A 13040-nucleotide genomic window follows, 5' to 3' on the forward strand; every position below is an offset into this window, starting at 1 on the left:
TGCGCTGCTTATTTTGTGGGCTATATCTGGGGGCAGCAAAACTTAAAGGGAACCTCGAATGCCACCCCTCCAGCTCTTCAAGCCCCAAAATAGGCTGCTTAAATTTCTAGGCCGATTTTCTTGTCTTCTTAACGTGCGCTTCCATTTTTAGATTGGATCTTCGGAGTTGATCGTTGATGGCCGCCTCTACAGCTAATAATTCGGAGAGACCGCATTTTTTAGCTATTTTTGCTGCTAATTCTAAACTGACGAACTGGCGTCCTTTTTCGATATCGCAAAGAGTGCTTTTTGAAATTGATAGGAAATGGGCCATATCGGTTTGACTCATATCTTTATTGGTCCGAGCTGCTCTAAGAAAGCCACCAAAAGAAATATCGCCGAGATCCTTTTCTAAAATTTTTGCTAATTTTTTAGAACTCATGTTTATTAACCTCGATCACAGTTATTTCAACGCCTTCTAGAGTTTCAATATAGATAGCTCGGTAAGACTTGTTTAGGCGAACAGATCTTTGTCCCTTACGATCTCCTTTAAGAGGTTCGTCGTGGTATCCTGGAAGTCTCCGAACGCTCCGTATTCCTTGCAGTTGAACTGATTCAACCCAGTATTGTAAGGCTTCTTTAATATTCCAAGGAAGCTTCTTAAGTTGTTTTTCAGCGAATTTAGATACGAAAACATTCGTGATGGCTCTCACGTAATGTCCCTTCTAGTACGGTATTTTACCGTACTGTTTAAAATAAGTCAATCGGTTGCAACTTTTTAGAAAGCAAACGGTAAGCCATTGTCGCTATTGAAGTTATTGCGTTCCGTTAAATAGGAAATGTCGCCATTCGGACGATCTTAACTTCCTTTGTGCAGCACCCAGATTTCAATCAGCGGTTTGCCAAGGTGTTTGGTCCATTTGGGATTGATGTTGGCGAATTCTTCTGTGCCATAAATTGTTTCGTTTTTTAGTGTTTCAAAATTCGCCAAGGCGGCGGCTCTTTGAAAGTCCTCATCTGTGTGAGCGTGACTGGAGAGGTGAACTTCTTGATCGCCCGTTTTAAAATGGGCGAGGATTCCTTGTGAAGTTCGCTCCGGATGGATTTCTGAAATAAATAAATATCCGCCAGATTTTAAAATCTTCGCCGCTTTCTTAAAGAAGCCAGAGAGATCTTTGATGTGCTCAATCACCAGGCTGCACACAATGGCATCGAATTGATTTTCATTAAAACCTTCATAGGTCATAAAATCTGCGTGAATCAGTTTTAAATTCTCTGGAGGAAGCTTCTCTCGGGCGACTTGCAGCATGCCTTCGGAGATATCAATACCCGTCACGTGATTATTCTGTGCGAGGAGTTTTTGCGTATGACGTCCGGTGCCGCTGCCAATTTCCAAAATGTCTTTGTTGTTAAGATGACTCCAAAAACGAGGGAATGAAAGCTCGTCTATCGCTACCGTGGGATTGGGATAGGTGTCGTAGAATTCAGACCACTTGTTATAACCCGTTTGATTGTCAGATGAGATTTTGTCTTGCGACATTTATGACTCCTAGAAAACTTCGTTAACCATAGAACGAAAAGGAGCATAAATTTTTTGAGTTTTGCACCCGGCAAAAAACGCAGCGCCACTGCAAGATCTATCATAGTGACCCCGGGGCGCTTTTTCAAGAGGCAGATTATGTTTTTTAAAAGGAAAGATCGCCAAACTCTGTATAAAGGCTCTCTTCAGTTTGAATTACGAGAGTTTTCCCCGAAGCCGTTGCCTCCAGAGTCTCAAAAGATTTCAAGGGCTCCGTGTTGGAAACACATTTAAAAGTAATGGGCAGCAATTCCGTCTCTTCAGCTTTTACTTGCACGATTTGATCAAAGTCAGGTTTTGTCGTGATCAAATGAGCCAGAAATTGTTCTTCTTTATTGCCGAACAAAAGATAAGAGCCTTGAAGTGGTTTGCTCTCAGAGCTAGCGAACTTTTTAAAATAAAGAACTTGGATATTCACGGTCACATTCTCGGCAATAAGAACTCCGCCTCTTTCAAAGTGGCCTTTGTAAATTTGCGCCTTGAAGGAGTGAGGATGTTTTATCATCTCGGGAAGATTAAAAGACTCAGGTACGAGAGTGTAAACGGTCTCAGAAGAGCTTTTCAGACTCTCCAGATAGGCGTTCTTCCCTTGGGTACTGAGTTCTGCTTTCAAGATCACCTGATAGTCGTGAGGGGAGTGAAACATCGGAAGATGGGAAAGATAGATCTGTGATTTCCCAAAAAGCAACATTCCGTGAATAGAAGCGGGGTCGCTGTGGTGATGGTGTTGAGCGAGGCCAATGGAACTTATAAAAGTAAGAAGTGTAGTGAGTATGATTTTCATAAGACTTTCCCTTTCAAAGGATTGGGAAAGTCTTAATTCAAAATAGGTGCATCAGTAAAATTAATAGATTTAATATCTCTATCGTATTTACTAATGGCTATTTTGTCTCTGTCAGTTCAAAGAAACTTGTTGAGAGAGCGAAAAGAGAATCTTTTGTTTCCACGGATTGCAGCTCCTGCATGACTTCCAGGCGGAACTCGCGGATCTTTTTAGAGATCTCTTTGGCTTTCTGGATATTTGTAGGAACCAAAGTGCAGCCCATGTCCCAGCGTTTCTTATTTCCCGGCTCCATGGCTTCGTTGGCCTTTTGTTGCATTTGCATAAAGAAGTTGCGAGCTCCTTCTGAAGATCCACCAAATGATGAAGAGTATTTATTGTTATTAGAAACCCATTTGCCATTGGCTTTATTGATAATCTGAAGGGCCTCAAGGCGTTCAAGAGCTTTCTCCGTGGTGTCGGCAGAAAGTCCCAAGCGATTGGCGATATTTTCAAGAGTGCCTTCAAAATCGTTCAAGTTAAGAAGTTCAGCAATGGCAGAGTGATACCAGTCCGAGATCACAGCAAATTGTTCTTCGCCGAATTTTTCAAAAGCTTCTTCACGAGCTTGCACGCGTTTTAATGCCATATCGCGAAGAACGGCGCTGCGGGCGTGTTCAGAGAGCGCGAGGTCAACGAAGAAATCTTTTTCTGAAGGCGCAAGATTCAGTTTTACTGCAAGATTCATTGCGCGTGATTCTGAAAGACCGACTTTGCCATTAAGAATTTCGCTCAATCGTGAGCAAGGAACTTCCAAATCACGAGCATAAGCTCTCAAAGAGTAAGAAGGATTCTTTCTTTGTCTTCGTTCAAGTTCTTTTAATATATAGTCTCGATAGTGATGTTTCGCCATGGGGAAGGGTTGTAAGTAAGTTTTCTTCTAGAGTCCACCCTCTAGTGAGGAGACCTCTGCATTTTGTTCCGGCGTATTCCGAGAACTTCCGTAAACAAAAAGCGGTCGTGATTCCCGTCACTTACGTAATGTTCTTAAGAAAACCCGAGTGATTTTATAATCTTAGTAAAGACCTAAGATCCCTTCATTAGGGGGCACCAGTCTTTCATCGGTGCAGAGTTCTCTTTCTTTGGTGTGTAAGAAATCCAAAGAGACTAAACGAGTTTAGAGACGATTTCTTTTAAGACTTCTTTTTCTTTTTTCGTGAGAGGGGAGAGGAACTCGTCTTCAACTTGCTTGCGAATTTCGGCAAGTATTTCAAGAGTCTTAGCGCCTTTCTCGGTGAGCTCTACAAGTTTAATGCGGCGATCTTTTTTGTCGGTAACCCTGCGGACGAATTTTTGTTTTTCCAAGCCGTCGATGAACTTTACCATGGAGGCTTTGTCGACGTGCATATCCTGTCCCAAAGAGATTTGGCTTGTCGGTCCCATTATCTGAAGAAGCTTCATGATTCCTAGCTGTGGACCTACAACTTTAAATTTACTGAGTTCTTGTGCGAGCATACTTTTATGTTTGAGTGCGGCTTTTGTGAGACAGTACCCAAAGTAGACTTTTAAAGCGGGATGGACGCCCGGGGTTTCGCATCCTGCGATGCCTGAAATTGTTAGATCATTCGCTTTCAATGAGGCCTCCTGTTTATTGAGAGCTAATTGATAGTAACACAAATAGTTTGCATCGCAAACGGTTTTCGGTTAAAACCATTACAGATTAGGTGGCTTATGAATTCCTTTATGAAGTGTAGCAAGCTGTTTGGTATTAGCTTTGTTGCCCTCGTCTCGATTCAAGCACAGGCGGAAAGCTTGCGACTGAATGAGGCTGTGCAAGAAGCCCTCGGAAGTTCCCCCAAAGTACAAAGATCAGAATCGCAATATCGAGAGACCGGCTGGAAAAAGACAGAGTCTTATTCCGGATTCTTGCCGACCTTGAGTGCGAACGCGACGTATCTTTTTGATAAGAAATATGCGTTGGTCGACGTGAATCTGGGCGGGGCTCCCGCGTCCATTCCGCAAGTCGTTCCCACGACGAATCTCTATTTAACCACGCAGTGGTCCATCTTTGATGGTTTCTCAAGTACAAATAGATATCTGAGTTCCAGTGCCTTTGAAGACTCTGCGAAAAGTGAATATGACTGGACTCGTTTCACGGTAGAGCGTGAGGTGACAGTGCTTTTCTATAAAGCGGTCGCCGCAAAGGAATTAAAAGCCGTTGCTGAACAAAACGTCCGCGCTCTGGAAGACCATCTTAAAGATGTTCGACTTTTTAAAAAGGTGGGGTCGTCAACTAACTACGACGTCTTGCGCGTTGAAGTGCAAATGAGTGAAGCGCAGTCAGAACTTTTGAACGCCACAGACAACGTTGAAATCAGTCGCGCTCGTTTAAGTGAAGCTCTTGGGAAAGATACGGACGTGACGGAAGTCGACGGAGCTCTTCCTAAACTTAAAGCTGAAATGGTGGCAAGTCTTAAGGAATTCAAGCCGGAAGAAAGAAGGGACTTGGAATCTTTAAAACAAAAGGCAGAGGGCTTCCGTCATCAAGAAGACTCCGCTGAAAAGTATTGGGTTCCGCGCATCGCCTTGTTTGGCCAGTATCAATACTACAACAATCGCAATGAAGGTTTCGACGATTATGATAACTTCCGCGATGCCTATCAATATGGAGTCAGTCTGACTTGGAATCTCTTTGACGGAATGACATCAATCTCTAAATCCAAACAGAGCATTGAGCAAAAATACCAAGCAGAAAAAACTTTGCGCCAGGCTGAATTGAAAGCCAAAAGGGATTTCGATTTCTGGAAAAGAAAGTACGTCTATTATATTTCCGTCTATGAAGCTCGCTTAAACGACATCATCAAGGCGGAAGAAAGCGTTCGTTTATCGCGTGAAGGGCAAAAGGTTGGAGCCAGAACAAATACAGATGTTCTTGATGCCGAAGCCGAGCTCTATCGCGCCAAAGCCGGTGCAGTGAATGCTCAGATCGGGGCTATTGAGGCCATTGTGAATCTTGAGCTGAGTACGGGTCAAAAATTAGTTCAGTTTAATTGAGGTTTTGAAAATGGATAAAAAGAAAAAGATATTGTCAGGTGTCGGTGCGGTTGCGGTACTTATTGGGGTTTATTTCCTTTATGAACACTTTATGTATGTCACAACGGACAATGCACAAGTGGAAGCCCACTCTGTCATGATTGCATCTAAAGTCGGTGGTTACGTGAAAACTGTTCATATCGCTGAAGGTATGAAAGTTAAAAAAGGGGACTTGATGGTTGAGATTGATGATCGCGACTATCAAAACACTCTTCGCCAAATGAAGGGTGAGTTGTCTTCTCTTGAAGCGCGCAAACGCGATTTGGAGAAAAACCTAAAACGTATTTCTGAATTGTTCTCTAAAGGTGTGGTTTCTCAACAACAATACGACAGTTCATCAACAGCTCTGGCAGAAGCCCGGGCGAAGTATGAAGCTTTGTCAGCGCAAGTGGCCCAAGCGGAATTGAATTTTGAAAACACGCATATCAAAGCTCCTTCAGATGGGTTTATCGCCAAAAAATCTGTTGAAGTCGGGCAACTCGCGGCACCAGGTGTTCCTTTGATCGGGTTTGTGGATGCGGGTGAACGTTGGGTCACTGCTAACTTTAAAGAAACAGAAATCGAATCCGTTCAACCAGGTAAGAAGGTTAATATCGATGTCGACGCTATTTCCGGAAAAAGTTTCGTCGGTATAGTAGAGTCTATTAGTTCTGCAACAGGTGCAACATTCACTTTGCTTCCTCCGGACAATGCAACGGGAAACTTTACGAAGGTTGTTCAGCGCGTTCCTGTAAAAATCAAATTTGAAAACGTCAGCGAGCAAGAGATTGAAGCTCTTAAAGCGGGACTCTCTGCGTTTGTGAAAGTTCACAAACACTAAGGATTTTTATGAAAAAGGAAGGCGTTCTAATAATCGTCGTCGCGGTGATGGCTTCTCTTCTTGAGATCATCGACGCTTCGATCGTGAATGTGGCATTGCCAACCATGATGGGAAATCTTGGGGCGACCCTTGAGGACATCAGTATGGTGATTACCGGGTATGCCATTGCCAATGCGATCATCCTTCCTGTGTCGGCTTGGCTGGGTGAAAGAATCGGCCGTAGAACTTATTTTCTAGGTTGTATTCTTTTATTCACGGCAACTTCTGTAGCCTGTGGTCTGGCTCCAAATCTTGCAACCCTGACAGTTTTTAGAATCTTGCAAGGTCTTGCCGGAGGAGCTCTTCTTCCGACGTCGCAGACTCTCATCTATGAGCAGTTTCCTAAAGAAAAAGCCGGCATCGCAGGCGCGATCTTTGGGATGAGTGTGATGATTGGTCCGACTTTAGGTCCAACAATGGGTGGTTATCTGACTGATACTTTTGGTTGGAGATCCATTTTCAATATCAACCTTCCTTTGGGTCTTATCGCATTCTTTATTGGCGCCATGGTGATCTTTGATCGCGCGAAAGAACCAGGCCACGTAGAAGAAAAACACGAACTTGATATTTGGGGTTTGACGTTTCTTGTGTTGGGCATTGGTTGTTTGCAATACGTTCTTGAGCGAGGCGAATCGGAAGACTGGTTTGCTTCAAAGTTGATTCTCTTTAACACGATCATCGCGACGGTCTGTTTGCCACTTTTCGTATGGTGGGAACTGCGAGTAAAAAATCCGATCATCAATGTGCGTTTGTTCTTAAAACCTTTGGTAAGTAATGGCGTGCTTTTGATGGGGATGGTGGGTTTCTTCCTCTATGGTGTGGTCTTTATTTTGCCCATCTATGTGGGAAGAACTTTGCATTTTGATGCCACTCAAACGGGAATGCTTTTCATTCCGGGTTCTTTGTTGACGGCAGCATTGATGCCTTTCGTGGGACGTCAGATGTACAAAGGGACAAATCCAAAGTGGTTGATCTTTATCGGTCTGCTGTCTCTTGAAGTGTGTTTGTATTTGATGACGTTGCTTTCTCCTCTCTCATCTAAAGGGGAAATCTTGCGCATGCTCTTCGTGCGTGGATTTGGAATGGCCTTCTTGTTTGTTCCCATCAATTCGTCAATCTTAAGTCAGTTTAAAGGCATGGAGTTAGGTCAAGTTTCAGGACTGTTAAATCTCGCTCGTCAGATCGGTGGCAGTGTTGGTATTGCTTTGATCGGCACGATGCTGAATAAAAACAGTCATCAAAACTATTTAGACCTATCGACCAAAGTGTCCTTGCTAAACTCTAATGCGCAGAGTGCGTATTACTCATCCGCGAGCGGTTTAGGGCAGAAAATGAGCGAAGGTCTGGGAATGGCCAGCGGCAGTGATGCGGCTTTAAAAAGTCTCTATGCGCGAATTCAAAATCAAGTTTTCATGCTGAGTTTTAAACAACTTATGTTCATGATGATGATCATTTTCGCGATCTCTTTCATTCCGTTGTATCTGCTAAGATTCAAAGAGAAGACCAATAAAGTTGTCGATGCTCATTAAAACGCTAACGGTGTCGGCTGACATCGTTAGAGTAAATACTTGGGCGCATTCAGTCTAAGTTTTGGTAAATACAGCAGAAATTGCAATAACGTCACTTGTTGTTTGTTGGCGTTTAAAGACACTCTTAAGAAATCCAAGGAGTGTCGTCATGAACGAAGAAATCACAAAAGCAGAAATTATTTCCGCGGATGCTGCGGAGTTTTTAATCTCTTTGCATGAGAAATTCGACAACCTCAGACGCAATTTACTGTTGCGACGACGAACCCATTCGTTACAGTTCGCGCAAGGCATACGTCCTCGCTTCCCCAAAGAAACTACGAGTATCCGATCCTCACAGTGGAGTGTCGCACCGGCACCGAAAGATCTCGAAGATCGCAGAGTGGAAATAACGGGCCCGGCAGAGCCCAAGATGATGATCAATGCTTTAAATTCTGGCGCAAAAGTTTTTATGGCGGATCTGGAGGATTCTCTTTCTCCGACATGGAAAAATATTTTGTTAGCGCAAGATTCTTTAAAGAAAGCCGTGCGCCGCACTCTCGCCTATGAAAGTGAAGATGGAAAAAAATATGCTCTCAAAGATAGAACAGCGACACTGGTTGTTCGCCCTCGGGGATTGCACATGGAAGAACGAAACTTCCAAATTCGCGGACAGGCGATCTCGGCATCGCTTTTTGATTTCGGACTTTATTTGTTTCATAACGCTCTTGAGTTGATCACTCGGGGCAGTGGTCCGTATTTCTATTTGCCTAAATTGGAAAATTACGAAGAGGCGGCTTGGTGGAATGACGTTTTCAATTTCGCACAGGATCGTTTGCACATTCCGCGAGGAACCATTCGTGCAACAGTCCTCATTGAGACGATCACGGCAGCCTATGAAATGGATGAAATCCTTTATGTTTTAAAAGAGCATGCTTCGGGATTAAATGCCGGTCGTTGGGATTATATCTTCAGCATTATTAAAAAATTCAACTTCAGCGATAATTTGATTTTCCCGGATCGTGCGGAAATCACCATGTCGATTCCAATGATGGAATCTTATTGTGAGCTTCTGGTGCAAACCTGCCATCGTCGAAACGCTCACGCCATTGGCGGGATGGCTGCATTCATTCCTAATAGAAAAGACCCCGAGTTGAGTGAACGCGCTATGCAAAAAGTGGCGCAGGATAAATTCCGCGAAGCGTGTCTGGGTTTTGATGGTACCTGGGTCGCTCATCCGGATTTAATCCCAGTGGCAGAAAAGGAAATGAGTCGTGCCTTGGGACAAGGGTCTCATCAGAAGCAACAAAACCCACCCACGAAAATTAAAGAAGACGATCTTTTGAAGTTCTCCTTTAAGGAGCTCAAAATCACAGAAGAAGGTGTGCGCACAAATATCAATGTCAGTCTGCTTTACTTGGATCGTTGGTTGTCTGGAACTGGGGCCGCAGCTTTGCATAACCTTATGGAAGATGTGGCCACGGCGGAAATTTCCCGCAGTCAGTTGTGGCAGTGGCTCTATCACGGAGTCAAACTTGCCGACGGAAGATTTTTTACGGCCGAGCTTTATCACGACATTCTTACGGATGAAGTCAGAAAGTTGATTCCAGAAAATCTGCCGTATTTGGATCGAGCTGTGAGTCTTTTAAACTCTCTCGTTCTGACAAATCAGTTTCCTGAATTTCTAACTACAGGCGCTTATGAAATTTTAAACCATCTTGAAAGTAAAGGAGAAGAAAATGATCTTAAGTCCGGAGCTTCAATCACGACAGCTCGAATATAATTGGAACACGGATAAACGCTGGGCGGGAATTCAAAGGAATTACACGGCAGCAGAAGTCGTGAAACTTCGCTCTAGCATCGAGGTGAAACACACGCTTGCAGATATGGGGGCCAGAAGACTTTGGAAAGGTCTCACGGGGCCTGGCTATTTAAACACCTTTGGTGCGATGACGGGAGGTCAAGCGGTGCAAATGGTGAAGGCGGGACTGCAATCCATTTATCTGAGTGGTTGGCAAGTGGCTGCGGATGCAAACTTATCCGGTCAAACTTATCCCGATCAGAGTTTGTATCCTTCGAATTCTGTTCCGGCTTTAGTAAAGCGAATTAATAATGCTTTTATTCGCGCCGATCAAATTGCCAATCAGTCTGGAAAGGACATGAAAGGTCTTTCTTGGTATGCGCCGATCATCGCCGATGCCGAGGCAGGATTTGGTGGACCTTTGCATGCCTTTGAGCTGATGAAGTCTTTGATTGAGGCCGGAGCTTCGGGTGTGCATTTTGAAGATCAATTGGCGGCTGAAAAGAAATGCGGTCACTTGGCGGGAAAAGTTTTAGTTCCGACCAGTAACTTCGTTCGCACTTTGCAGGCGGCTCGTCTGGCGGCGGATGTACTCGACGTTCCTTCTGTTATTGTCGCTAGAACTGACGCCTTAAGTGCTACTCTTATGACCTCTGATATTGATCCGGCGGATAAACCCTTCCTGACTGGAGAGCGAACTCCGGAAGGTTATTATGTGATCCGTGGAGGTTTGGAATATGCGATCGCGAGATCTTTAACCTACGCTCGATGGGCTGACGTTTTATGGTTTGAAACTTCGAAGCCCGATTTGAAGGAGGCAGAAATGTTTGCTCGTGAAATTCACAAAGAATATCCAGGAAAAGTTTTGGCTTACAATTGTTCGCCGTCTTTTAATTGGAAGATGCATTTGAGTGATAAAGAAATCGCCGAGTTTCAAGATCGCTTAGGGCACATGGGATATAAGTTTCAGTTTATCACTCTGGCGGGTTGGCATTTGTTGAACTATCACACTTTTGATTTAGCTCATCAGTATGTGGAAGACGGCATGACGGCTTATGTGAGACTTCAAGAAAAAGAGTTCGCAGCAGCTGATCATGGCTACACCGCCGTCAAACATCAGGCTGAAGTGGGAACGGGGTACTTCGATCATGTTTTACAAACGGTGATGGAGGGAAAGGCCTCTACGGGAGCTTTGCGTGGATCGACAGAAGAGCAATTCCATGCTCCGCCACCACAACAACAACCGCAATCGCAGTCAGTTCAGCAAGAGGCTCGTTAGTTTTTTCTTTATTGATTTTATTAAAAAGGCGTCCTGGAAAGGGCGCCTTTTTTATTTATTAGCGAAGAATTTGAGAGAAAGATGAACTCGCAAAAAAGACAGGCTTCGTCGGTTTAGCCGACGCGATTTTCAAATAGCCTGTCAAAAGGAAGGCTAAGAAAATCAAAAGCCAGTTGCTAGGTGATAGGTACATAAGCATACAAAAACGTCCTAAGTAGTTTTTCTACTTTTTAGGTAACCTAAATAGTACTCAATACCGCTTGTTATACTCAAAATGACGCTAATCCACAAGACGCCGTAGCCGATTTTGTCCAAATACGGCAGGTAAGGGTCCATATTTCCAATAATTACAATGGGAATGGCCACCATCTGCATAGCGGTCTTCCATTTTCCAGCCGGTTTGGCCGCAATAATGATTTGATCTGCCGCAGCAACGGAGCGGATACCGCCGATAAAGTTGTCCCGGGCGAGGATAATGATCACCATCCAGGCATCGATTTTACCTTGGGCCAAAAGCATCGCTAGAACACTGGTCACCAAAATCTTATCAGCAATCGGGTCCATGAATTTCCCGAAATTGCTAACAGCATTGTATTTGCGAGCATAGTAGCCGTCGAAATAATCAGTGGCAGAGGCGAAAATAAAAAAGACAGCCGCAGCGATGTTCCAATACAGAGTGTTGGGCCACATCATTGCCACAATAACGGGCACAGCGAAAACGCGGCTCATGGTGATTCGCATAGGAAGATTTTTTTGAAATTCCGTGACGGCCATTTTTGTCCTTTTAGTTGCTTCAACCTATCAGTTTAGACTAGAAAGAATCAATGTTTATTCATCGTCACAAAGTGCAGTTTTACGAAACAGACCTTATGGGTATTGTTCACCATAGCAATTACCTGCGTTTCTATGAAGAAGCGCGGGTCGCATGGGCGCATGAAAAGGGCCTCATTGATTATCAAAAGCCCGGATCAGCTAGTCACTTTGCTGTTTATGAAACTCAGGTCAAACACATGAAACCCACTTTTTTCGGAGACGACCTGGAAATCGAAGTTCAGGGAAAAACCGAAGGCAATCGCATCATTTTTCAGTATCGTCTGCGCGGACGTAACAAGGAAATCTGCTCGGTCGCTAAAACGGTGCATGTGTCTTTAGGATTGGATTTAAAACTATTAAGATTGCCGGCCGATATGAAAGCCGCCATGGAGAGTGAACAATGGACAGAAACCTGGCTTTAGAATTTGTACGTGTCACGGAAGCAGCCGCTTTGGCTTCCGCTCGTTGGGTCGGACGTGGTGAAGAAAAAACAGCAGACGCAGCCGCTGTCGATGCGATGAGAAAAGCATTCGACGTGATCCGCATGGACGGAACTGTGGTGATCGGTGAAGGGGAGCGTGATGAGGCTCCGATGCTTTATATCGGTGAAAAAGTCGGACAGAAAACAGACGATGCTCCGGCATTGGATATTGCTTTGGACCCTCTTGAAGGAACAACAATTTGTGCCACGGGTGGGCCGGGTTCTATTTCTGTGATTGCTGTAGCTGAGCACGGAAAATTCCTGCATGCGCCAGACACTTACATGGATAAAATCGCTTGCGGTCCTGCGGCTCGTGGAAAAATTGATATTGATAAGTCAGCAACTGAAAATATTAAAGCGGTTGCTCAGGCTTTGAATAAACCAGTGAGTGAAGTCACAGTTGTAATTTTAAATCGCCCTCGTCATGAGGCTTTGATTGCAGAAGCTCGTAAAACAGGTGCACGTATCAACTTGATTGGTGATGGTGACGTTTCTGCGGCGGTTGCAGCAGCATGGCCTGATTCAGGTATTGATATGTTGTTGGGTATCGGTGGTGCCCCAGAAGGTGTGATCTCGGCCGCAGCAATGCAATGTTTGGGTGGTGATTTCCAAGGTCGTTTGAAATTCAGAAACGAAGAAGAAAAAGCCCGTGCAAAACGCATGGGACTTTCAGATCCAGAGAAGAAATTCACAATTGATGAGTTGGCTTCAGGTTCTGTGATGTTTATCGCAACAGGCGTGACAGACGGTTCCTTGCTTAAAGGCGTTCGCTTCCTAGGCAATGGTATTGCAAAAACGCATTCTATAGTCATGCGCTCGGCAACTGGTACAATCCGTACTATTGAAGCTCAACACGATCTTGAGCGTAAACCGAAATTGAAAAACTAAGGA

14 protein-coding genes are annotated in these 13040 nt (G+C 44.3%); 7 read left to right on the forward strand and 7 right to left on the reverse strand.

Annotation, left to right across the window (positions count from 1 at the left end):
- Positions 1-106: 106 nt before the first annotated feature.
- The 6 genes from ACL934_RS09490 to ACL934_RS09515 all read right to left on the reverse strand — a co-directional run bounded on the left by ACL934_RS09490 (position 107) and on the right by ACL934_RS09515 (position 3953).
- Positions 107-421, reverse strand: coding sequence for a helix-turn-helix transcriptional regulator (locus ACL934_RS09490; protein ID WP_374080282.1), 315 nt, complete (start codon positions 419-421; stop codon positions 107-109).
- The gene (locus ACL934_RS09495) at positions 411-692 is read right to left on the reverse strand and encodes a hypothetical protein (RefSeq protein ID WP_374080284.1); all 282 of its coding nucleotides are present in this window, start codon (positions 690-692) and stop codon (positions 411-413) included. The genes ACL934_RS09490 and ACL934_RS09495 overlap by 11 nt, the downstream gene beginning before the upstream one ends.
- 146 nt (positions 693-838) lie before the next feature.
- Positions 839-1519 carry a class I SAM-dependent methyltransferase gene (locus ACL934_RS09500; RefSeq protein ID WP_374080286.1) on the reverse strand — a complete coding sequence of 227 codons (681 nt, stop codon included), beginning with the start codon at positions 1517-1519 and terminating at the stop codon, positions 839-841.
- Positions 1520-1664: 145 nt separating this feature from the next.
- Positions 1665-2342, reverse strand: coding sequence for a hypothetical protein (locus ACL934_RS09505; RefSeq protein ID WP_413613446.1), 678 nt, complete (start codon positions 2340-2342; stop codon positions 1665-1667).
- Between the two features lie 97 nt (positions 2343-2439).
- Positions 2440-3231: a TIGR02147 family protein gene (locus tag ACL934_RS09510; RefSeq protein ID WP_374080290.1), complete on the reverse strand. Its 792-nt coding sequence runs from the start codon at positions 3229-3231 to the stop codon at positions 2440-2442.
- Positions 3232-3485: 254 nt separating this feature from the next.
- On the reverse strand, positions 3486-3953 hold the full coding sequence (locus ACL934_RS09515; RefSeq protein WP_374080292.1) for a MarR family winged helix-turn-helix transcriptional regulator: 468 nt from the start codon (positions 3951-3953) through the stop codon (positions 3486-3488).
- Positions 3954-4061: 108 nt separating this feature from the next.
- On the opposite strand from ACL934_RS09515, the gene ACL934_RS09520 reads away from it, so the two are divergent.
- The 5 genes from ACL934_RS09520 (at position 4062) to aceA (ending at position 10855) form a co-directional block, all read left to right on the forward strand.
- Positions 4062-5372: a TolC family protein gene (locus ACL934_RS09520; RefSeq protein WP_413613447.1), complete on the forward strand. Its 1311-nt coding sequence runs from the start codon at positions 4062-4064 to the stop codon at positions 5370-5372.
- Positions 5373-5382: 10 nt separating this feature from the next.
- On the forward strand, positions 5383-6231 hold the full coding sequence (locus ACL934_RS09525; RefSeq protein WP_374080294.1) for an HlyD family secretion protein: 849 nt from the start codon (positions 5383-5385) through the stop codon (positions 6229-6231).
- A gap of 8 nt (positions 6232-6239) precedes the next feature.
- Complete coding sequence (locus ACL934_RS09530; RefSeq protein WP_374080295.1) at positions 6240-7799, forward strand: DHA2 family efflux MFS transporter permease subunit; 1560 nt, start codon at positions 6240-6242, stop codon at positions 7797-7799.
- Positions 7800-7947: 148 nt separating this feature from the next.
- Positions 7948-9558, forward strand: coding sequence for a malate synthase A (gene aceB, locus ACL934_RS09535; RefSeq protein WP_413613448.1), 1611 nt, complete (start codon positions 7948-7950; stop codon positions 9556-9558).
- Positions 9515-10855, forward strand: a complete 1341-nt coding sequence (gene aceA / locus ACL934_RS09540) for an isocitrate lyase (RefSeq protein ID WP_413613449.1) — start codon at positions 9515-9517, stop codon at positions 10853-10855. The genes aceB and aceA overlap by 44 nt, the downstream gene beginning before the upstream one ends.
- Before the next feature lie 210 nt (positions 10856-11065).
- Here the strand turns inward: aceA and pgsA are convergent, their stop codons facing one another.
- Positions 11066-11629: a CDP-diacylglycerol--glycerol-3-phosphate 3-phosphatidyltransferase gene (gene pgsA, locus ACL934_RS09545; RefSeq protein ID WP_413613450.1), complete on the reverse strand. Its 564-nt coding sequence runs from the start codon at positions 11627-11629 to the stop codon at positions 11066-11068.
- 50 nt (positions 11630-11679) lie between these two features.
- Between pgsA and ACL934_RS09550 the strand changes: the two genes are divergently transcribed.
- Together ACL934_RS09550 and glpX are read left to right on the forward strand one after the other, a co-directional pair.
- Entirely contained in the window at positions 11680-12090 is a 411-nt protein-coding gene (locus tag ACL934_RS09550) for an acyl-CoA thioesterase (RefSeq protein WP_413613451.1), read from the forward strand.
- Positions 12069-13037 carry a class II fructose-bisphosphatase gene (gene glpX, locus ACL934_RS09555; protein WP_374080302.1) on the forward strand — a complete coding sequence of 323 codons (969 nt, stop codon included), beginning with the start codon at positions 12069-12071 and terminating at the stop codon, positions 13035-13037. The genes ACL934_RS09550 and glpX overlap by 22 nt, the downstream gene beginning before the upstream one ends.
- The last annotated feature ends 3 nt before the right edge of the window (positions 13038-13040 follow it).

Source organism: Bdellovibrio sp. HCB-110 (genome assembly GCF_047323225.1).
Classification (GTDB): Bacteria; Bdellovibrionota; Bdellovibrionia; order Bdellovibrionales; family Bdellovibrionaceae; genus Bdellovibrio.